Source organism: Streptomyces sp. NPDC015345 (assembly GCF_043078805.1).
In the GTDB taxonomy this organism is placed as follows: Bacteria; Actinomycetota; Actinomycetes; order Streptomycetales; family Streptomycetaceae; genus Streptomyces.
Window position 1 is genome coordinate 375,511 of sequence record NZ_JBIBTX010000006.1, and the last position, 20,191, is coordinate 395,701.

The 20,191-nt window shown below is 72.3% G+C and carries 16 protein-coding genes; 4 read left to right on the top strand and 12 right to left on the bottom strand.

Annotated elements, in window-relative coordinates:
* Nucleotides 1-8 precede the first annotated feature (8 nt).
* Complete coding sequence (locus ACF062_RS25950; protein ID WP_392141665.1) at nt 9-2,279, bottom strand: FUSC family protein; 2,271 nt, start codon at nt 2,277-2,279, stop codon at nt 9-11.
* A gap of 229 nt (nt 2,280-2,508) precedes the next feature.
* Between ACF062_RS25950 and ACF062_RS25955 the strand changes: the two genes are divergently transcribed.
* Nucleotides 2,509-2,985: a peroxiredoxin gene (locus ACF062_RS25955; RefSeq protein WP_392141667.1), complete on the top strand. Its 477-nt coding sequence runs from the start codon at nt 2,509-2,511 to the stop codon at nt 2,983-2,985.
* Here the strand turns inward: ACF062_RS25955 and ACF062_RS25960 are convergent.
* The 4 genes from ACF062_RS25960 to ACF062_RS25975 form a co-directional block, all read right to left on the bottom strand.
* Entirely contained in the window at nt 2,966-4,378 is a 1,413-nt protein-coding gene (locus ACF062_RS25960) for a 2-oxoadipate dioxygenase/decarboxylase family protein (RefSeq protein WP_392141669.1), read from the bottom strand. The two genes, ACF062_RS25955 and ACF062_RS25960, sit on opposite strands and share 20 nt — an antisense overlap.
* Nucleotides 4,379-4,441: 63 nt before the next feature.
* Nucleotides 4,442-5,548, bottom strand: coding sequence for an NAD(P)/FAD-dependent oxidoreductase (locus ACF062_RS25965; RefSeq protein ID WP_392141670.1), 1,107 nt, complete (start codon nt 5,546-5,548; stop codon nt 4,442-4,444).
* Entirely contained in the window at nt 5,502-6,728 is a 1,227-nt protein-coding gene (locus ACF062_RS25970) for a type II CAAX prenyl endopeptidase Rce1 family protein (RefSeq protein ID WP_392141672.1), read from the bottom strand. The genes ACF062_RS25965 and ACF062_RS25970 overlap by 47 nt, the downstream gene beginning before the upstream one ends.
* A gap of 216 nt (nt 6,729-6,944) precedes the next feature.
* Nucleotides 6,945-8,348 (bottom strand): helix-turn-helix domain-containing protein, encoded by a 1,404-nt coding sequence (locus ACF062_RS25975; protein WP_392141674.1) that lies wholly within the window; start codon nt 8,346-8,348, stop codon nt 6,945-6,947.
* A 177-nt stretch (nt 8,349-8,525) separates the two neighbouring features.
* Between ACF062_RS25975 and ACF062_RS25980 the strand changes: the two genes are divergently transcribed.
* Complete coding sequence (locus tag ACF062_RS25980; protein WP_392141676.1) at nt 8,526-9,848, top strand: M64 family metallopeptidase; 1,323 nt, start codon at nt 8,526-8,528, stop codon at nt 9,846-9,848.
* Nucleotides 9,849-10,174: 326 nt separating this feature from the next.
* Here the strand turns inward: ACF062_RS25980 and ACF062_RS25985 are convergent, their stop codons facing one another.
* Nucleotides 10,175-11,224: a LacI family DNA-binding transcriptional regulator gene (locus ACF062_RS25985; RefSeq protein ID WP_392141677.1), complete on the bottom strand. Its 1,050-nt coding sequence runs from the start codon at nt 11,222-11,224 to the stop codon at nt 10,175-10,177.
* Nucleotides 11,225-11,537: 313 nt separating this feature from the next.
* Here ACF062_RS25985 and ACF062_RS25990 point away from each other — a divergent pair, with 313 nt between their 5' ends.
* Both ACF062_RS25990 and ACF062_RS25995 read left to right on the top strand, forming a co-directional pair.
* Nucleotides 11,538-12,485, top strand: coding sequence for a nucleoside hydrolase (locus ACF062_RS25990; RefSeq protein ID WP_392141679.1), 948 nt, complete (start codon nt 11,538-11,540; stop codon nt 12,483-12,485).
* On the top strand, nt 12,482-13,936 hold the full coding sequence (locus ACF062_RS25995) for an MFS transporter (protein ID WP_392141681.1): 1,455 nt from the start codon (nt 12,482-12,484) through the stop codon (nt 13,934-13,936). The genes ACF062_RS25990 and ACF062_RS25995 overlap by 4 nt, the downstream gene beginning before the upstream one ends.
* Before the next feature lie 62 nt (nt 13,937-13,998).
* On the opposite strand, the gene ACF062_RS26000 is transcribed toward ACF062_RS25995, so the two are convergent.
* The 6 genes from ACF062_RS26000 to ACF062_RS26025 form a co-directional block, all read right to left on the bottom strand.
* Nucleotides 13,999-15,087 carry an HAD-IIIC family phosphatase gene (locus ACF062_RS26000; protein ID WP_392141683.1) on the bottom strand — a complete coding sequence of 363 codons (1,089 nt, stop codon included), beginning with the start codon at nt 15,085-15,087 and terminating at the stop codon, nt 13,999-14,001.
* Between the two features lie 83 nt (nt 15,088-15,170).
* Nucleotides 15,171-16,148 (bottom strand): 3-oxoacyl-[acyl-carrier-protein] synthase III C-terminal domain-containing protein, encoded by a 978-nt coding sequence (locus tag ACF062_RS26005; RefSeq protein ID WP_392141684.1) that lies wholly within the window; start codon nt 16,146-16,148, stop codon nt 15,171-15,173.
* Entirely contained in the window at nt 16,145-17,269 is a 1,125-nt protein-coding gene (locus ACF062_RS26010; RefSeq protein ID WP_392141686.1) for an acyl-CoA dehydrogenase family protein, read from the bottom strand. Before ACF062_RS26010 ends, ACF062_RS26005 begins: the two co-directional genes overlap by 4 nt.
* Complete coding sequence (locus ACF062_RS26015) at nt 17,256-17,573, bottom strand: acyl carrier protein (protein WP_392141688.1); 318 nt, start codon at nt 17,571-17,573, stop codon at nt 17,256-17,258. The genes ACF062_RS26010 and ACF062_RS26015 overlap by 14 nt, the downstream gene beginning before the upstream one ends.
* A 14-nt stretch (nt 17,574-17,587) precedes the next feature.
* Nucleotides 17,588-18,253: an O-methyltransferase gene (locus ACF062_RS26020; RefSeq protein ID WP_392141690.1), complete on the bottom strand. Its 666-nt coding sequence runs from the start codon at nt 18,251-18,253 to the stop codon at nt 17,588-17,590.
* Nucleotides 18,253-19,158 (bottom strand): 3-hydroxyacyl-CoA dehydrogenase family protein, encoded by a 906-nt coding sequence (locus ACF062_RS26025; RefSeq protein ID WP_392141692.1) that lies wholly within the window; start codon nt 19,156-19,158, stop codon nt 18,253-18,255. Before ACF062_RS26025 ends, ACF062_RS26020 begins: the two co-directional genes overlap by 1 nt.
* Nucleotides 19,159-20,191 lie beyond the last annotated feature (1,033 nt).

Genomic DNA, 20,191 nt, shown 5'->3' on the forward strand with positions numbered 1-20,191 from the left:
GGGCCGGATCAGCTCCCGGCCCGCACCCCCGCGGCCTTCTCCTCCCGTGCCGCGAGCGGCACCCCGAGCGGGCGGGCCAGGCCCACGATGCCTTCGTCGAGCCGCTGGAGGTGACGCAGCACCCGGAAGGCGACAGAACCGGTGCGCAGCACCTCGTGACGGCCGCTGTCCAGCATCGAGGCGATGCTCGCCCCCGACTCGATCTCCCCGTCGGTCTCCTCGTCCCGTACATGCGCGGCGATCAGATCGATGTTGTGCGTGATGCGCCGCCCGGCGAGAGCCAGCCGCGCGTCCGCCGCCACGCTCTTGCTGGAGGGCACCAGCTCGGCCGTCGCCGCCAGCGAACGCGCGTGGTAGGCGCAGGTCTCCAGGAGCGCCACCACATAGCGGGCGTTCTGCCGCCGGGCCCGCAGCGGGGCGATCGGATGCGTCAACGGCTTCGTGGAACTGCGCAGATCGTCCAGCGCCGTGTCCAAGTCCCGTGCCAGGTCCAAGAGGTCGACCGGGGGCCCGCCGCTGAGCTGCGCCACCGCCGCCGAGACGACGTCCCGCAGGCGCGCGAGGACGGTGCCGAGCTCCTCGTCGGTGCGGTGCGACGTACGCACCGGCAGGACGAGGACAGCCGCGATGATGCCGCAGGCCGCGCCGAGTGCCGTCTCCTCGACGCGCAGCACCAGGACGTCCAGGCTGTAGGTGTTGAGCAGCGTGTAGAGCAGGCCCAGCATCGCCGTGACGAAGAAGGACATCAGCGCGTACGACAGCGGGGCGGTGAAGAACATCCCGAAGACACAGAGGAGGACCAGGGCGAACGCGATCCACGTGTGGTTCCCGACGGCACCGGCCAGCGCCACCCCCGCCACCACGCCGAGCACCGTGCCGACCAGCCGGCGGTAGCCCTTGACCAGGATCTCGCCGGTGGAGGCGGTGTTGAGGAAGACGACCCAGCAGGTCAGCACCGCCCAGTACCAGCGCTGCGTGGACAGGAACTCGCCCCCGACGATGGCCAGCGCGGAGCCCACCGAGACCTGCACGGCCGCCCTGGTGGTGGGGCGCCGCAGCCCGGTCGGTTCCTCCTCGGCGCCCTCCGCGGCCTCACCGGAGATCGATATCTCCTCCGCCTCGAACTCCTCACGGGAGCGCGCCGCTTCCGGAGTGTCGTACTCCTCGTCCTGTGCGGCGTTCACCGCGAGCCGCAGACCCAAGATGGCGCGCGCCGCCTCACCGACCGCGCGGAAACAGTCCTGCACGGCGGGCGAACCCTGCGGAAGACCCTGCTCCTCGCGGTAACCGAGCAGCCGGTTGCGCAGGTAAGGGAGCGCCGTGCCGCGGTCGTCGGGCACCAGACGCACCACGAGCAGGTGCAGGGCCCGCAGATCCCGGCGCAGCGCCGAGCCCGCGTCCTGCGCGATCCGGGCGCGCGCCGGCATGGACGCCGACGCGTTCGGCAGATGCAGCGTCAGGGTCTCCACACGCTCGGCGCTGCGGGCGTTGAGGAGCAGGACGCCGAGGCGCTCCGCGGCGATCTCCGCGTCGGCGACCCTGCGCTGGAGCAGCGCCGCCGCGGACGCGTCGCGCGTACCCTCCTCCAGCCGGCCCTGGATCATCAGCGCGGCCTCGTGCAGCCGGGCGGTGCTGCGCCGCAGATCGGCCAGGACCGCGTCGACGTCCCCGGCGTCGGCGTCGAGGAGTTCGATCTGGTGGGCCACGAGCTGGGCGAGCCGGGCCCGGAACGCCTCACGCAACCGCGCCAGGGTGCGTTCGGGCGTCTCCGGCACCAGGGCGAACCGCGCGATCGCACTGCATACGAAGGCGATGGTGAGGGTCAGGAACAGCTCGGGCAGGGCCGACACGGACGCGCTCACGAAGAGCGAGACGAAGTAGACCTGGAAGCCGATCAGGCCGAGCGCGGTGCCCCGGTCGCCGAACCGGCGCGAGTACACCGCCCCGAAGATCAGCATGACGAAGAAGACGTCACCGGCGATCACACGGGAGTTGAGGAGCGCGCCCAGGGAGATCGCCGCGAGCGCCACGGGCAGGCCGAGCGCCAGCGTGACCGCCTGGCCGCGCACCTCCTTCTCCTGGATCGCGAACGTGGCGGCCATCGCCGTCATCGCGCCCGCCACGAGATGCGTCACCGAGGTGCCGACGAGGGCGAGCACGGCGAGCGCGAGGAGGATCGCCCCGACCGTGCGCAACCCCGCCATCAGACGCAGAAGTCCTGGGTCCGACGCCGAGAACCGGTCCCAGACGCTCTTCGCTGTCCTTCGTGCCACTGCCATCGCGATGCCGTGCTCCCCGCTGTTCTCTCGGTACCTCTCGGCTCGTGCCCAGCATCGCACGAGCACATTCGGGAAGATCAAGGCTGGTGGGAGGCCTGCCACGGCTCCGGGCCGCGGCCCGCGAAAGTCACACGCCCGCCCTGCGGGTAGGGTTCCGCTGTCGTTCGCCGCCACGTGGTCGAGGAGTCAGTGTGTCGAATGTGTCGAATGTTTCGAAGGGGAACCGGACATGACGGCGCGCGTGGCGGTCGGGGACACCGTCGAGGACTTCACGCTGCCGGACGAGACCGGCGTCCCGCGTGCACTCTCCGAACTCCTCGAAGACGGCCCCGTCGTCCTGTTCTTCTACCCGGCGGCCCTCACTCCGGGCTGCACGGCCGAGGCCTGCCACTTCCGCGACCTCGCGGCGGAGTTCGCCGAGGCCGGCGCGCGGCCGGTGGGCATCAGCGCCGACGCGGTCGAACGCCAGCGGGAGTTCAACCAGCGGCACACCCTCGGCTTCCCCCTCCTCTCGGACCCCGAGGGCCAGGTGCGGGACCGGTTCGGCGTGACCCGCGGCTTCTCGCCGGCGCCCACGAAGCGCGTCACGTTCGTGATCGACCAGGGCCGGACCGTCGCCGAAGTCGTCCGCAGCGAACTGCGCATGAGCGCGCACGCCGACCGCGCCCTGGCCGCCGTACGACGCCTCAAGGAGAGCCAGGCCTGAGCACGTCCGGGGCGGCCGCGAGCCCCAGCTCACGGGCGACCCGGGTGAGGGAGAGCCGCCGCTGCCGCTCGTACAGGGCGAACGGGTCGAGCACCTCTCGGTCCATGGCGGCGGAGAGCCGCCCCGCGTCGTACGCGTCGGCCTCCTGGGCGCTGTCCCGGGCCCCGGTGTCGTTCAGGTTGGACTGGAAGATGCCCGCGGCGGAGCGGGGCAGGAAGTCCTCGTAGACGATCGGCTCGGCCCGGACCCAGCCGTCCCGCAGGAGCGCTCCGAGCTTCGAGGGCGGGCGGCCGTCCCTGGGCCGCCCCTGAGCCACGTGATAGGTGAAGAATCCGAGCCCCCGCTCGGCGAGCCCCTCTTCCGTCACCGGCAGATGTTCCGCCCACACGGCGCGGGCGATGTCGCAGCGGTCGGCCGGCGGCAGGTGCGCGGCCCGCTCGTCGACGAGGGCGAGCATCCGGTCGTACAGCGCGCGGCCTTCGCGGGTCAGGGCGATGCCGCGGGCCTCGACCTCGCCGAAGCGCACCCGCAGCGCGCCGTGGGTCACCGTGCCGTCCGCCGCGCGCAGCGCCCTCGGCTCGGCGATCGCCCGGAAGGACGTCTGGCGCAGCAGGACGTCCGGGCCCTCCCAGCGGGGCGGCCCCTGGATCGTGTCGATCATCTCGACGCCGCGCTCGGCCATCCGTCGGTAGAGCTCGTCGATGTCCAGCACGCGCGGGGTCAGGTGGTTGAGGTGCGTGGCGCGTACGCCGCCGATGTCCGCGGCGACGGCGGAGACCCGCTCCAGCGTGGCGTACCAGTCCCTGTCGATGGGCTCCGCCGACAGTTCGAAGCTCCGCACGGCCAGGTCGAGGAAGAGCTCGGCGTCGGCCTCGGGCAGTTCCCGCTCGGCCTCGGCCCGGTCGGCCAGGGCGAGCAGTTCCGGTGCGAACAGCTCACGCCCGGCGAGGAACGCGGTGAGCCGTGCGCGCAGGTCCGCGTCGAAGAAGCGCCGGTCCGAGACCGTGAGCATGGAGGTGAAGACCCGGAACGGATTGCGGGCCAGTTCCTCCTCGGCCACCGGCCGGAACGCGGTCGACACGACGGGCAGGGCGCCGACGGCGGCGTCGCGCAGGTCGTAGAAGCCGACCGGACGCATGCCGAGGGCACCGAAGACGCGGGCGACCTGCCGCAGTTCCCCGGGGGTGCCGACGCGGATGGCGCCGTGCCGCTCGGCGGTGACCCGGCGGATCGAGCCGAGGCGCTCGGCGTCGGCCCCCCGGGATCGCAGGACGCCCTCGTTGACCTCGTGGGAGACATCCAGGAGCGTGGTGTAGGCGGGGACTTCACGTCCGTACATCCGGGAGAGCCGCGCGGCGAAGGCGGCGCGCAGCTGCCACTGGGCGATCGTCATCGGCGGATTGTCCTTTCGGCCTTTCGGCTTCCGGTCAGTGCGCGTCCCGGCCGGCGGGGGGTGTCACACCACATGGGCTTCCGGCCGGCTCGCGTACCCCGTGCGGAAGCGGTCCGCGCCGAACGGGGTGACGTCCACGCACGGGCGTCGCCCCAGGTGCAGATCGCGGACGATCTCGCCCACAGCGGGGGCCTGGAGGAAGCCGTGCCCGGAGAACCCGGTGGCGTACAGGAAGTTGGGCACGGCGGCACAGCGGCCGATCAGCGCGTTGTGGTCCGGCGTGACCTCGTACAGGCCCGCCCAGCCCCGGCACGTCTCCATGCGGGCGACGGCTGGCGCCCGCCGTCGCACGGCCGCGCGGAACAGGTCGAGCCACCGCGGCGTCCACGTCGTGTCGAAGCCCTCCGGCTGCCGGGGGTCGGCGAGGCCGAGGAGCAGCCCGTCGTCGCTGTTGTGGAAGTACGCCGATGAGGCGAAGTCGATCGTGAACGGGATGCGGGGCGCGGCGGGTATCAGCGGGACCGTGAAGGCGAGTTGCCGCTTCAGCGGGCGCACCGGCAGGTCGACGCCCGCCATGGAACCGATCCCGGCCGACCAGGCGCCCGCGGCGCACACGACCGTGGCACAGGAGACCGGCCCGCGGTCGGTGTGCACGGCGGTGACTCGGTCACCGGCCATGTCCATGCCGGTGACCGTGGTGTGCGAGGTGAAGACGGCTCCGGAGAGGGCGGCGGCGCGCGCGTACCCCTGGACGACGAGGGCGGGCCGGGCGTGGCCGTCGGCGGGGGAGTGGGCGGCGGCGAGCAGCCCGTCGGTGCTGAGGTAGGGGCAGAGCGCCCGGGCCTCTTCGGGGCCGATCATGCGGCTGGGGACGCCGAGCTCGTTCTGCGTCCGCACGCCGTCCTCGAAGTCCGCCACCTGTCGCGGGTCGGTCAGCAGGAAGAGGTAGCCGACGGTGTCGAGACCGATGCGGGCACCGGGGCGGCGCGGGAAGTCCCGGAAGGCCCGCAGACTCCGCCGGCCCAGCTCGATGTTGAGGGGATCGGAGAACTGCGCCCGCACACCGCCGATCGGCTTGCCCGAGCTGCCGCCGCCGAGGGCACGGCGCTCGACGACGACGATGTCACGTACGCCGGCCTCGGCGAGATGGAAGGCGATGCTGGTCCCCATCACCCCGCCGCCGATGATCACGACCTCGGCGGTGGGAGGGAGGGTCCGGAAGGTGCTCGGGGGGCGCGGTGGGGGCGCTGAGGGGGTCAAGGGGCCGCTCCCTTCCAGGCGTCGGCCTGAGCTGACGGGGTGCGACGGGCGACGCCGAGCTGCTCTGCCCGCCATGGTGCGCCACCGCGGACCCCGCCGTCCATGAGCGGTCCCCACGGTCGGCTTCCGGGACGCCACCATGGCCGAAGCTCTCCCCTGACGGTTCGGCGCCGCGCCGCCGCGCCGCCGCGCCACGAAGTCGCTCCACCAGCCGCCACACCGCGAAGCCCGCGGTGGCCACCAACAGATAGCCGGGCACAAGGAGTTCGACGTCCGGCGACGACACGTCCGCGTGCCAGCCCGCGCCGCGCCGATCCCCCTCGTACACGATCCGGTTGACGGTCAGGAACGCCAGATGGGCGCCGATGGAGACGCACAACGGGGCACGTCGGACGGCCGTACGGGCCACCACCAGCATAAAACCGAACACGGTCAGCAGCAGCAGATAGCCGACCGGATCCTGCCCGCCGGGCGCCGCCCCGACGGGGCCCGCCTCCCGGCCGAGAAGGCGCGCGGTCCCCGCCCCCACCACGGTCGAGACGCCCGGCACGACCAGGAACACGGCCGTGGTGCCGAGTGCCGACGCCGCGCCGCCGAACCGTTCGCGCAGCGACGTCCAGACGTAACCGCGCAAGGTGGTCTCCTCGGGGAAGGCCTCCAGGAGGAGGGCGACCACGCCGTTCGCCACTACGTACGCGGCGAGCGTCCCCACGTCGGGGCGTGACCAGCGGAGCAGCCCGGCGGCCGTCCCCGCGCCCAGCACGAGCGCCGCCGCCGCGAAGACCACTCCCGCGCCGATGAGCAGCGCCCGCAGGTTCGCGCCTGTCGCGCCGAACCCGAGGTCCCTGAGCGAGCCGCCGCGGCGGCGCAGCGCGAGGACGACGAGGGGGACGGCCAGCACGCTGACCGACACGGCGGGAATCAGCCGCGCCAGGAACCCGCTCGCCCCCAGGACGTCGGCGACGACCGGCCCCAGCTCGGTGCCGGCACCCAGCGCCGCGCCCATGACGAGCCCGCCGGCCAGGGCGCGCCGCAGCGTCCCGAGGAGCGGGGCCGGTGGTGCGGGGCGAAGGCCGGTCTCGGGACGCATCTCTGTCTCACCTCGGGCTCACTGCTGTCGTCCTCGCGTGCCACCCGCCGCGCCGTCGCAGGCCGCGCCGGATGGTGTACTCACCATGGTCGGCGCCGCAGCGATCAAGAGGGTCGTAGCCGTGGATGAGATGCGGGTACATCCTTCGATGCAGTTCGAGTCGATGCAGTCGATGCAGGAGCGGTGTGACAGGGGGCGTGGCGGTCGGGCCCGGCCTCACATCGGGGGCGTGGCGGGCACCGGGCCCAGCGTCGTCGTGCCCGGTGCGGCCCGGTGCCCGAGGCCCGTGCGGTACGCGTCCATGGCCGCCTCCACCCGTCCGGTACGGCGCAGCAGATCCCCCAGCAGACGGCAGAGGTCCGCCAGGTCCCCCGCCGCGCTGGACCGTTCGAGCAGGGACAGCGCCGCGCAGTAGTGCTCCTCGGCGGCCTCCGTGTCGCCCCGCTCCTCGGCGATCAGCCCGAGCAGCCGGTGCGCGCCGCCCGCGTGCACCGCGCCCCGCCCGGCCCCGAGCACCCCGGTGCCCTCGCCCGCGCCGTCCCGCTCGTCTCCGGAGGTCAGCAGCGGTTGGAGCAGCGCCTGCGCCTCCGCGGCTCTGCCGCGCCGCCGCAGGACGTCCGCGAGTTCGACCTCGACCTGCTCGGTGAAGAGCGCGGCCCGCTTGGAGGCGAGGATGGAGCGGGCCGCGCGCAGCTCGCTCTCGGCCTGCTCCAGGTCGCCGTCCTGGGCGTGCACATAGCCCCGCATCCAGTGGCAGTGCGCCAGTTCGGTACGGATGTGCAGCTGGCGGTAGAGCTCCTGGGCCTTGGCGAGCGACGCGTCGGCCTCGGCGATGCGTCCCTCGGCGATGAGCGTGCGGGCCACCCCGCGGTGCATGCCGGCGACCAGCGCCGGGTCGCTGACCCGCGGGGCGAGCGTGAGGGCCAGCTCGGCGGCGTGCGCGGCGCGGGCGTGCGCGCCCATGTCCATGTACGGCGCGATCGACGCGGTGTAGAGGAGCAGCAGCGCCTCCGGGTCGTGCAGCCCCGCGGCGTCGAGCTCGTCGAGGGTGCTCTCCAGGAGGTAACAGGCGTACCGCAGTTCGCCGGTGAGCAGGTGGGCGGTGGCGCGGCCCCTGATGGCGGGGACCCGGCGCGGCAGCGGCTCGTCGGCGAGCAGCCGCTCGGCGGCGGCGAAACAGTCGCGGGCGTCGGTCAGTTCGCCCGACTCCAGCAGGCAGTCGCCGAGCCCGAGCAGCGCGGCCGCCTGCTCCTCGGCGAGCTCGTGCGCGACGGCTTCTTCGCGCAGCGCGCGGAACAGCACGGCCGCGTCCTCGGGTGCCCCGGTGGCGAGGGCGCGCCGGGCGTCGGTGAGGCGCAGCCGCAGTCCGGCGGCGAGCTCGGCGGGGCGGCCCGTGGCCAACTCCTCGTAACTCACCCCGAGGCGTTCCGCCAGGTGCCGCAGCGCAGTCTCCGAGGGGCGCACCTTGCCCGATTCGAGCGTGGAGACATACGCGGGTGTGTAGGCGGGCTCGGCCAACTGGCGCTGCGTGAGGCCTCGTTCGCCGCGCAGTCGCAGTACGCGCCGCCCGATCTCGGCCGGGTCGTCGGGCCTTGCGCCCTCGAAACTGTCCTGCGTCACCGTTGCCTCCACGTGCATCGCTCTCACCGGCCGCCCGGCGTGGGCGGTAGGAACACCCCAGCCCCACAAGCGACTTACGGCACACCCATTGCCTGGAACCCCAGGAGCCTCTACGTTGAGCCGCGCCTTAACCGCGCTTAACCCGCCATTTATATCGCGGACTTCGAAAGGACGCCCATGCCCCCCACGCGCCGAATACCGGGACGGCCCAGACGCATACCGCTGCGCGCCGCCCTCGCCACCGGAATCGCCCTCACCGCGGCGTTCGCCGCCACCGCACCCGCCGGCACGGCCACGGCCGCCGGCCCGGACCCGGCGCAGCGCGTCGAGTACTTCACCGGCCCCGGCGCCCACCCCCGGCACGCCGAGGTGCCCGTGGCCGAACCGCTCTCCGCGAAGGAGCGCGCCACGATCAAGGGGGACGGCGACGTCGTCCCCATCGTGCGGAGCGGGCCGACGGGCTCCAAGCTCGACGTCGTCTTCATCGGCGACGGCTACACCGCCTCCCAGCAGGAGGACTTCCACGCGGACGTGCGCGCCAAGTGGGCGAAGGTCTCCGCCGTCGAGCCGTACGCGTCGTACAAGAGCCTCTTCAACGTCTGGGCCGTGGACGCGGTCTCCCGGCAGTCAGGCGTCTCCGGCGATCCGACCAGCGGCACCGTCAAGGACACCGCCCTCGGCTCGGCCTTCTACTGCGACGGCATCGAGCGGCTGCTGTGCGTGGACACCAACAAGGTCGAGTCGTACGCGAAGAAGGCCGCGGACCCCGACCTCGTGATCGTCCTCGCCAACTCCACCAAGTACGGCGGCGCGGGCTACAACGACATCACCTCGCCGTCCGGTTACGACGGCATCGCCACCGCCTCCTCCGACCACGCGCAGTCCGACCAGGTCGTCGTCCACGAGACGGGCCACTCGCTGGGCAAGCTGGCCGACGAGTACTGGTACGAGGAGTACGGCACCTACACCGGCGCCGAGCCGTGGGAGTCGAACACCAGCAAGCTCACGGCCGACCGGCTCACCGCGCAGAAGAAGAAGTGGTACCGGTGGATCGGGCAGACGTCACCGGACGGCGGGACCGTCGGCGCGTACGAGGGCGGCGGCTACCACCCGCGCGGGCTCTACCGGCCCACGACCGACTCGATGATGCGTACGCTCGGCCGCGAGTTCAACCTGCCCGGGCGCGAGGCGATGATCGCCGGCTTCCACCGCCACGCGTCCGTCGTCACCCCCCTCACGCCCACGGACCGCGCGGTGCGCCGCGACGCGAAGGTCGCCGTGGAGGCGGCGGCCGGCATCCGGCTGCGCTGGTCCGTCGACGGCCGCGAGATCAAGCGGGCCGACGGCGACACCGTGGTCAGCCCCCGCGCGCTCGGCGTCCCCGCCGACGGCCGTACGCACACGCTCTCGGTCCACGCCACGGACGGGACGGACGCGGTCCGTGACCCGGAGCTGAAGCCGTTGCTGAGGGACGCGCTCACGTGGCGGGTGACGCGCTGAGGTAGGCGCGGGTGGGGTGGCTCGGCCTGGGGGGTGCGGTCGCGGGCCGGGGGGTGGTCGCCCTTCGGGCGCCTGGGCGGTGCGTGCCCAGGCGCCTTACCTGGCGGGTTACGCGCCGCCGAGGTGGCTGCGGGGTCGGGTGGCTCGGCCTGGGGGTGCGGTTGCGGGGCCGGGGGAGTGGTCGCTTGTCAAAGACGCCTCCCGGTGCGGTGATGGCCCGGCGGCGTGATCGCTCTTCGGCAGCCGGGCGGTGAGCGCCTGGCCGCCGCCCCGGCCGCCGCGCCTCGACGCCCCCGCCAGGCCGAGCCCGGCCGGTCGCCCCACCCCTACGTAACCGGCGCCGCGTCCCGCTCGGCCTTGCGCGGCGGCGTCAAGCGGCTCGGGGTGCTGGACTCGCGTACGACCAGGGCCGGGGCCAGCCGGATCGACCGTTGGGGGCCGCTGTTGTCGCCGGACAGGCGCAGGGCCAGGAGGCGGGCCGCCTCGGCGGCCAGTTCCGGCACCGGCTGGCGGACCGTCGTGACGCCCGGTGCGGACAGCGCCGCCATCGGGATGTCGTCGAAACCGGTGACGGCGACCTCGCCCGGCACCGCCACGCCGAGCTGCTGGAGCCGCTGGAGCGCCCCGATCGCGATGAGGTCGTTGGCGCAGACCAGCGCGTCGGGGCGGGCGGGCCACACCTCGTCGACGGCGGCCCTGCCCCACTCCACGGAGAAGTCGCCGAGAGCCACCCGCTCCGGGGCGCCGGGATCGAGCGCGCCCGCCCCGGCCGCGTAGGCGCCGCGCCGCTCGGCGGCGGCCGACGCCGTCCCCGCCGCCCCGAGGAAGCAGACGCGGCGGCGGCCCGTGGCCGCCAGGTGATCGAGGACGAGGGCCATGCCCGCGGTGTTGTCGACCGCGACGGAGTCGGCGACGCCCGGTCCGCAGCCGCGGTCCATCAGGACCAGCGGCACCCGCGCCGCCGCCGCGGCCACCGCCGCCCGGCTGCGCTCCTCGTGCGCCGGGATCACCAGGAGCGCGTCGACCTGCCGGCTCAGCAGGTCCGCCACGTACTCCGCCTCGGCCACCGGGTCGTCGTCGCAGTCGGCGAGGAGCACGGCCCGGCCGTCGGCGTGCAGGGCGTGCGTCAGCTCCCGCACGAGCGCGGGGTAGAACGGGTTGGTGATCTGCGGCAGGACGAGGCCGACCGTGCCGGTGGAGCGGCCGCGCAGCGCCCGGGCCGCCTGGTTGGGCCGGTAGCCGAGCGCGTCGGCGGCCTCGCGGACCCGGCGGGCGGTCTCCACGCCGACGGGACGCGTGCCGGCGAGGACCCGGGAGACCGTGGCGACGGAGCAGCCGGAGACCCGGGCCACGTCCCTCAGCGTCACGTCGGCCACGCCGCGCCCGTCCCTTCGACCAGCCGCCAAATTTCGGCAAACGTTATCAGCGGGCGTTCGTCACAACCAGACCCCGGACGTGCGGGTGAGTTTGCGTGTGATTGAGGCGGTTGACGCCTGTCTGATGCCTGCCTGACGCCCACCCGAGGCCTGCCGGACCGTGTCCGTTCCGGGCGCGTTTGCCGGAGTGTGGTTTCGGCCATTGACATAATTCGCCCCTGTGCACAAAGTCTTCGGAGAACGTTTTCCCGAGCCGCCGCCCCGCCCTCCGGCGAGGACCGGCGGCGGCTCAGCCGAACAAAGAGGTTCCGCGATGCCCCGAAAGATCATCCTGGACTGCGACCCGGGACATGACGACGCGATCGCCATGCTCCTGGCGCACGGCAACCCGGATGTGGAGCTGGTCGCCGTCACCACCGTGGTGGGCAACCAGACGCTGGAGAAGGTCACCCGCAACGCCCTGTCGGTGGCCCGCATCGCGAACATCACCGGCGTCCCCTTCGCCGCCGGCTGCTCCCGCCCCCTCGTACGCACCATCGAGACGGCCCCCGAGATCCACGGCGAGAGCGGCATCGACGGCCCCGTCATGCCCGAGCCGGTCCTCGCCCTGGACGAGCGCCACGCCGTCGACCTGATCATCGACACGATCATGGCCCACGAGCCCGGCGAGATCACCCTCGTCCCCACCGCCGGCCTGACCAACATCGCCATGGCCGCGCGCAAGGAACCCCGCATCGTCGAGCGCGTCCGCGAGGTCGTCCTGATGGGCGGCGGCTACCACACGGGCAACTGGAGCCCCGTGGCCGAGTTCAACATCAAGATCGACCCCGAGGCCGCACACATCGTCTTCAACGAGCCCTGGCCCGTCACCATGGTCGGCCTCGACCTGACCCACCAGGCGCTCGCCACCCCCGACGTCGTCGAGCGCATCGCGAAGGTCGGCACCAAGCCCGCCGTCTTCGTGGGCGAACTCCTCGACTTCTTCGGCGCCATGTACCTGGAGGCCCAGGGCTTCGCGGCCCCGCCGGTGCACGACCCGTGCGCGGTCGCGTACGTCATCGACCCCGACGTCATGACGGTCCGCAAGGCCCCCGTCGACATCGAGCTGACCGGCACCCTCACCCTCGGCATGACCGTGACGGACCTCCGCGCGCCCGCCCCCGAGGACTGCCACACGCACGTCGCCGTCGACCTCGACCACCAGCGCTTCTGGGACCTCGTCGTGGACGCGCTCGAGCGGATCGGTGACGTCCCCGCATGAACGCCTCCTTCACCGAACCGGCCGCCGAGACCCCCGGCGGCGCCCGCGGCTCCCGCCCGGTGCGCATCGGCGTCCTGGTCACCGCGCTCCTCGCGGCCTGCTTCGCCTTCCAGCTCAACGCGAGCATGCTCAGCCCCGCCCTGAAGAACATCGAGGACTCCCTCGGGGCGACCTCCGCCGAGGTCGGCCTGACCCAGACCGCCTTCTTCACCTCCGCCGCGCTCTTCTCGCTCTTCCTGCCGCGCCTCGGCGACCTCGTCGGACGCCGCAAGGTGCTCGCCGGGATGCTCGCGCTCATGGTCGTCGGCTGCGTCGTCGCCGCGCTCGCCGAGAGCGTGCCGATGCTCTTCGCGGGCCGTGTCATCCAGGGCGTCTCCGGCCCCACCGTGCCGCTCTGCCTGATCATGCTGCGCCACGAGGTCCACGAGCCGAAGAAGTACGGCACCCTCCTCGGCGTCATCACCGCCGTCAACGGCGGCATCGCGGGCGTCGACTCCCTGGCGGGCGGCTACCTCGCCGACCACCACGGCTTCCAGTCGGTGTTCTGGTCGATGGCCGGCGTGGCCGCCGTCGCCGCGGTCCTGGTCGCCACCCTCACTCCCGAGTCCAAGGCCGCCGCCACCGCTGACAGCCGCATGGACTGGCCCGGTGTCACCTTCCTGGTCGTCTCGGTCGGCGCCGCCCTCATCGCCCTCAACGAAGCGGGCAAGCTGGGCGCCGCCAACTGGCCGCTGGTCGCGGGCCTGTTCGTCGTCTCGGCCGTCGCCTTCGCCCTGTTCTGGCGCACCGAGGACCGCAGCAGCCACCCCCTGGTCGCCACCCATCACCTGCGCCGGCGCTCCACCTGGGCGCTGCTGCTCACCACCGTCCTCACCATGACGGGCGTCTTCGCCGTCATGAACGGCATGATCCCCGCCTTCGCGCAGGACGCCCAGGCCGGCTTCGGCATGAGCGCCGAGCAGTCCGCCTGGTGGACCCTGACGCCGTACGCCCTCGCGGGCCTCGCCATGGGCCCGATCGCCGGGCGCCTGGCCGCCACGTACGGATACGGACGCATCCTGCGTCTCGGCCTCATCGGCTCGGCCGTGACGGTCGCCCTGATGCTGTTCACGCTGCACGCCGACTCGCGGCCGCTGCTCCTGGCGGCGTCGATCCTCATCGGCGTCACCTACGCGGGCGTCGGCAACATCGTCCTCAACGGCCTCGGCATCGTGCTCTCCCCGAAGGAGAACCCGGGCTTCCTGCCCGGTCTGAACGCGGGCGCCTTCAACCTCGGCGCCGGCCTCAGCTTCGCCGTCCTGTACGCCGTGCAGACCGCCGCCGAACCGGCCGACAAGACCTCGCCGGCCGGATACACGGCAGGCATGATCGCCGGGGTCGCGCTCATCGCGGCGGCCTTCGCGACGTCCTTCCTCATCCCCAAGCCGGTGGAGGCGGAAGCCACCCAGTGAGCGGTGCGTGCGGGCCCGCGCCACGGCTCAGCCGCGGCACGGGCCCGCACGCAACCGTCGCGTCACCCGGCGGGCGTCCACCGCACCGGCTCGGGCGACTCCCCGAAGAGCCGGGGCGCCATGACCGCCAGGTGTGCGGGAGGGTCCTGCCGGGCGGGGTCGAGGGCCAGGGTCTGCACGCCGTCCTCCACCGTCGCTCCGGCGTCTTCGCAAAAGCCCGCGAAGCGGTAGGCGACCTCCATCATGCGATTGCGCTCGGTGCGCCGGAACCCGGCCGTCAGCGCCACCCCGGCCCGGGCCGCCTCGTCGGAGAGCCAGCGCAGCAGCGCCGCCCCCACGCCGAAGGACACCACCCGGCAGGAGGTGGCGAGCAACTTGATGTGCCAGGACTGAGGCCGCCGCTCCAGAAGGATCACGCCGATCGCGCCGTGCGGGCCGAACCGGTCGGTGAGCGAGCCGACGAGGACCTCGTGCCGCTCGTCGGCGACGAGCGCGCGCAGCGCCTCGTCGGAGTAGTGCACCCCCGTGGCGTTCATCTGGCTCGTCCGCAGGGTCAGTTCCTCGACCCGGGCGATCTCCTCGTCGCCGGCGCGCTCGATGCGCAGCTCCAAGGAGAGTGAGCGCAGGAATTCCTCGTCGCTGCCCGCGTGTCCGGTGCGCTCGGCCTCCCGGCGGACCCCCGCCTGGTACATCTGCCGGCGCCGGCGCGCGTCTCCCGTGACCACGGGCGGCGTGAACTCGGCGAGCCCCACCAGAGCGAGTGCCTCCTCCGCCGGATAGCAGCGCACCTCGGGGAGGTGGAAGGCGACCTCCGCGCGCTCGGCCGGCTGGTCGTCGATGAAGGCGATCGTCGACAGAGCGAAGTTCAGCTCCTCGGCGATGGCCCGGACGGACGCCGACTTGGCGCCCCAGTTGATCCGCGGCAGCACGAAGTACTCGGCGACGCCGAGCTTCTCCAGCTGCGCCCAGGCGTGGTCGTGGTCGTTGCGGCTGGCGATCGCCTGGAGGATGCCCCGCGAGTCGAGCTCGGCGATCACCTCGCGCAGGCCTTCGTGGAGGGCGACCTCGCCGTCCTCCAGGAGCGTGCCGCGCCACAGGGTGTTGTCCAGGTCCCAGACCAGGCACTTGACGGTCGGCTGCGGTTCCGTCACCGCTCGTTCCTCCCTTGTCCTCCCTCGCCGGTCCCCGGGGGCCCGCCCCGAGGCTGAGTCCCCGCGTCCCGGGGTCGCGTCGCTCACACTTCCCACAGCGTCACGGTCCAGGCGGCCACCGGGCTGTTGCTGAGCACGAGGACGTGCTGCCCGGGGTCCAGCTCGCCGGTGGCCAGCAGCCGGTCCATGTTGAGGACCACGTCCATCGGGCCGAGGTGGCCGAGCTCCGCGAGGTGGGCGGCGCAGACCGGGTGGATCGGCAGCCCCAGCGTGACCTTGTAGAACTCGAAGGCGCTGGCGGTGACGTTCTGCATCAGGGTGGCGGCCACGTCCTGCTTGCCGATGCCCGCGTCCGCAAGGACCTGGTCGACGAGCTTGCCGAGCCGGGTGCGGCTGTGCATGGCCAGCTCGAAGGAGTAGCGGTCGTTGTCGGCGCACACCTCGCGCCACTGCGACCAGGGACTGTGCTTGTACTCCACCTTGAACAGGTCGTGGAAGGAGCTGTCGGCCTCCATGCGGTGCGACTTGAGCACCGGGCGGCCCCCTCGTACGAGCGTCATCGCGAACGCGCCGTCGCCGATCACCGTCACGGGACGGCGGACCCGGTCGGCTGCCGTGGGCCGGCTGCCGTAGGTGAGCAGGACGCTCTGCCGGGACGGGTCGCCGAGCAGCAGGTCCCGGCCCAGGCCCCAGGCGGCCGATGAGCCCGCGCAGCCCAGCCCGTCGACGGTGAAGGGGAAGGTGCCGGTGAGACCGGCCAGATGCGCGATCTTGCCCGCGTCGGAGCCGATCAGCACGTCGGGCGCCCGGGAACCGATGTGCAGCAGCAGGTCCGGCACCCCCGGCCGCGCCGCGAGCAGCTCCCGGCAGGCGCGGGCGGCGAGTTCGGTCGGCTCCGTGTCGGGAAAGACGCCGACCGACTTGATCCCGGCCTGCTCGGCGAACTTCAGCTCCTCGTCCGTCAGCCGGGCCAGTTCCGGCAGGTCCGCCACGGCCACCCGCTCGTCCGGCAGCAGGCAGTGGATCGCGCCGATTCCGACGGCTCCGGTCCCGCTCGTCATGCCACACCCTCCAAGGCGCGCTCCGCGAGGATCAGCTGGCAGATCTCCTCGCTGCCCTCGATGATCTGCATCAACTTGGCGTCCCGGTAGGCACGGGCCACCGGTTCGCCGTCCACCGAACCCGCCGAGGCGAGCACCTGCACCGCGGTGGAGGCGGCGCGCGCCGCGTTGCCCGCGGCGACGTGCTTGGCGAGCACCGACGCGCCGGACAGCTCCGCGGACCGGCTGTCCCAGCACTCCGACGCGTGCTCGCACACCCTGGTCGCGGTCTGCTCGGCGACCACCAGCTCGGCGAGGTGGCGGGCGATCAGCTGGTGCCGTGCCAGCGGCTTGCCGAACTGCTCACGGGTCCGGGCGTGCGAGGCGGCGGCCTTCAGGCAGCTGCGGATGATGCCGACGCAGCCCCACGCCACCGAGAGGCGGCCGTAGGTGAGGGCGATGGTCGTGAGCAGGCCGAGCGACTGGCTCGCGCCCGAGAGCACCCGGGCCGCGGGCAGGCGTACGTCCTCCAGGAGTACGTCCGCGTGGCCCGCCGCACGGCAGCCGAGCGGCTGGTCGATCGGTCGTACCGTGACGCCGGGGGTGTCCACCGGGACCACCACGGCCGCCGCGTCGTCCTGATAGCGGCCGAAGACCACCAGGACATCGGCGTAGGCGGCCGCGGTCGACCACACCTTGTGCCCGTTGAGGACCACGCCCTCGCTGCCCTCGCTCACCTTGCCGTCGTCCACGATCGTGGTGCTGATCGCCGAGAGATCGCTGCCGGCCTGCGGTTCGCTGAACGCGACGGCCGCGAGCCCGCCCCCGGTCAGGCGGGCCAGCTCGGCGGCGCGCTGGGCACGCGTACCGAACCGCTGGATCGTCCACGCCGCCATGCCCTGCGAGGTCATCACGCTCCGCAGCGAACTGCACAACGCCCCCGCGTGCGCGGTCAGTTCACCGTTGGAGCGTCCCGTCAGGCCCCGCCCGCCGTACTCCGCGGGGACCTCGGCGCACAAGGCCCCCTTGGCGCCGAGCCCGCGGAGCACCTCCAGCGGGATCGCCCCGGCCAGGTCCCAGCCGGCGGCACGGTCGCCGACCTCCGCGCTGATCAGGGCCGCGAGCTCGTCACTCACCGGCATCCGTCCCGGCGTACGTCCCTGCGCCCGTCCCGGCATCCGCTGTGGCGAGCCGGAGCACCAGCTCGGTCATGGTGTTCACCGTACGGAAGTTGTCGATCCTGAGGTCGGCGCCCTCGACGGCGATGCCGAAGGTCTTCTCGACGTGGACGACCAGTTCCATCGCGAACAGGGAGGACACCCCGCCGGTGGCGAACAGGTCGGTGTCCGGCGCCCAGTCGGTCTTGGTGCGCTCTTCCAGGAACCGCTTCAGCTCGGCCCTGACTTCCTCCGCCGACATCGGCCGGGCCGTGGTGGGCTCGCTCATCTCCGTGCTTCCTCTCAGGGCTTCTTGTGGACGAGGGTGAGGCCGTCGGCGACGGCGAGCATGGAGATGTCCACGCGGTCGTCGTCACGCAGCAGGGTGTTGAGTTCGCGGATGGCCAGGGTGTCCGGGTCCTGCGCGGCGGGGTCGACGACCTTGCCGAAGAAGAGGGTGTTGTCCAGGACGAGCAGCCCGCCCGGGCGCACCAGCTCCAGCGACTGCTCGTAGTACCGGACGTAGTTGGCCTTGTCGGCGTCGACGAAGACGAGGTCGAAGCTGCCCGCTCCGCTCTCCTCGGTCAGTTCGTCGAGGGTCTTCGCCGCATCCCCGAGGCGCAGGTCGATGCGGCCGTCGACCTCGGCACGCTCCCAGTAGCGCCGGGCGATGCCGGTCCAGCGCTCGCTGATGTCGCAGGTGACGACCCGGCCGCCGGGCGGCAGGGCCCGCGCCATGCACAGACTGCTGTAGCCGGTGAAGGTGCCGACCTCCAGGACGTGGCGGGCGCCGGTCACCCGGACCAGGAGAGCGAGGAGCTGTGCCTCCTCCGGCAGGACCAGCATCGCTTGCAGCATCGGCATGCCGGCGGTCTCCGCGCGCAGTTCGCGCAGTACGTCGTCATCGCGCAGCGACATCTCGCGTACGTAGTCCAGGAGTTGCCGGTCGACCGTGAGTTGACCGGCCATCAGGAGACCACTCCCGTGTAGGTGTAGAAGCCGCGGCCGTTCTTGCGGCCGTGCTCGCCGTCTCGCACCTTCTGGAGCAGCAGGTCGCACGGGCGGCAGCCCTCGTCACCGGTGCGCTCGTGGAGCACCCACAGGGAGTCCACGAGATTGTCGATGCCGATCAGGTCGGCGGTGCGCAGTGGTCCTGTGCGGTGTCCGAGGCAGTCCTGCATGAGGATGTCGACGTCCTCCGCCGTGGCCCGCCCCTCCTCGACGACGCGGGCCGCGTCGTTGATCATGCGGTGCAGTACGCGGCTGGTGACGAACCCGGGGCCGTCGCCGACGAACACGCCCCGGCGGCCGAGCGCGTCCAGGAGCCGCTGGACCGTCTCCACGGCCTGCCGCGAGGTGCGCGAGCCGCGGATCACCTCCACCGTCCTGATCAGGTACGACGGGTTCATGAAGTGCACGCCGAGCAGCCGCTCGGGGTGCGGGAGCTTCGCGGCGAGCTCGTCGACGGGGATGGAGGAGGTGTTGGTCACCAGCGCGGTGCCGGGGCCGGCCGCCTCACCGGCCTCCGTCAGCGCCGCGACCTTCAGCCCGGCCTCTTCGGTGATCGCCTCGATCACCACGTCCGCGCCCTCGCAGTCGGCCGCGCGGGCGCCGGTGACGAGCTGGGCGGGCGGTGTGTCCGAGCGCACGCCCATGAGCTGCGCCGTGCGCAGCTCGCGCTCGATCCTGGCGCGGGCGTCCGCCCGCTTCGCCGGGTCCGTCTCGATGAGGACCACCGGGACGCCCTGCCCGAGGGCGAGCGTGCTGATGCTGACCCCCATGACGCCGGCGCCGAGAACGGCCAGCCTCGGGGTGGGATCTTCCTCTGTCACCGCGTACCTCCCCTTACCTGGCGGCTGACATCGATGAACCATTCACTCGGGAAGCGGGGCGGGCTGCCGATCGGTGTGCGTGGATACGGAAGCAGGATGGAATGCGTCATTCCAGATCTCTGGGTCCCGATCGGGTCGACCGGGCCTAGGTCGACGAGGTGCTCGGTGGGCCGCAATACCAATACGAGGCCATAGCCCTTCCCTTCGGTCCGACGCCGGACGACGGTAGCATGATTGTTCGGAAGTGGCGCCAGATCTCTTTCGTGCGCTATCCCGGGTGAGCGGCCGAAATGCCGAACTGCCTGCATCTTCTCTCTTTCTCTGCCTGTTCTCCGCTTGCCGTGAATATGTCGGACGCAAGTGGGGAATGGGTTCCCGGGTCTCGGGCGGGAGGTGGGGCGAGGTGGGAGATGGCGGGAGGGCGGCGCACCTCGCGAAAGCGGCCCAAGGCACCGTAATTGGACACAACCGGACGCCGTCCGTGGACCCGCTGAGCTACCGACGGTACGCACCCCAACAGGTCTGAGCCATTGGCCAGTTGTGGCCCCATCGCGACGACCATGTCCGAAAGTGATCGCCGGGGCCGCCTGGCCCGGTGGGGCGCTCGGTGATCTCGAAGGGTGCTTATTCCGTGGTCAGGGCGGTGAAAGCCTTTGTAGTTGCGTGCGACGCGAATGGAAGTCGCATGAAAGATCACATGCTTGCCGCTGCTGGATATCAAGTGTTAGATTCCGGTTGACCGGTGAAGCTGACGGGGGGTCGACCGCTGAGCATGCCTACTGAGAGTGATGTAAGCGGAGTCGCGCGAGGCAGCATTTCCTTTTTCCGCCGATGGCCCCCGGCGGTCGCCGTCCGGTCTCCGAGACGAGTGGCATTCCCCTGCTCATGTGAGTTTCGACCCATGTAACCCATGTAACCCATGTGAGCGGACCGTTCGCCGGAGATCGTGACGCTGCGCTGATTCTCTTCAGCTTGATTTGATGAATTGTTCACCTCGGGCTGCGCCAATTCATGGTGCGGCGCCGTGGGCCGACCGCAATTCGAGCCTTGAGGCATCCGGATGAGACGAAGGTCT

Bases quoted from the DNA above. Each gene is read 5' to 3' on its own strand.
- ACF062_RS26025 (WP_392141692.1), bottom strand. From the start codon at position 19,158: ATGGTTCATCGATGTCAGCCGCCAGGTAAGGGGAGGTACGCGGTGACA.
- ACF062_RS26020 (WP_392141690.1), bottom strand. From the start codon at position 18,253: ATGGCCGGTCAACTCACGGTCGACCGGCAACTCCTGGACTACGTACGC.
- ACF062_RS26010 (WP_392141686.1), bottom strand. From the start codon at position 17,269: ATGCCGGTGAGTGACGAGCTCGCGGCCCTGATCAGCGCGGAGGTCGGC.
- ACF062_RS25965 (WP_392141670.1), bottom strand. From the start codon at position 5,548: ATGGGGACCAGCATCGCCTTCCATCTCGCCGAGGCCGGCGTACGTGAC.
- ACF062_RS25955 (WP_392141667.1), top strand. From the start codon at position 2,509: ATGACGGCGCGCGTGGCGGTCGGGGACACCGTCGAGGACTTCACGCTG.
- ACF062_RS25970 (WP_392141672.1), bottom strand. From the start codon at position 6,728: ATGCGTCCCGAGACCGGCCTTCGCCCCGCACCACCGGCCCCGCTCCTC.
- ACF062_RS25960 (WP_392141669.1), bottom strand. From the start codon at position 4,378: ATGACGATCGCCCAGTGGCAGCTGCGCGCCGCCTTCGCCGCGCGGCTC.
- ACF062_RS25950 (WP_392141665.1), bottom strand. From the start codon at position 2,279: ATGGCAGTGGCACGAAGGACAGCGAAGAGCGTCTGGGACCGGTTCTCG.
- ACF062_RS25990 (WP_392141679.1), top strand. From the start codon at position 11,538: ATGCCCCGAAAGATCATCCTGGACTGCGACCCGGGACATGACGACGCG.
- ACF062_RS25980 (WP_392141676.1), top strand. From the start codon at position 8,526: ATGCCCCCCACGCGCCGAATACCGGGACGGCCCAGACGCATACCGCTG.
- ACF062_RS26005 (WP_392141684.1), bottom strand. From the start codon at position 16,148: ATGACGAGCGGGACCGGAGCCGTCGGAATCGGCGCGATCCACTGCCTG.
- ACF062_RS25995 (WP_392141681.1), top strand. From the start codon at position 12,482: ATGAACGCCTCCTTCACCGAACCGGCCGCCGAGACCCCCGGCGGCGCC.
- ACF062_RS26015 (WP_392141688.1), bottom strand. From the start codon at position 17,573: ATGAGCGAGCCCACCACGGCCCGGCCGATGTCGGCGGAGGAAGTCAGG.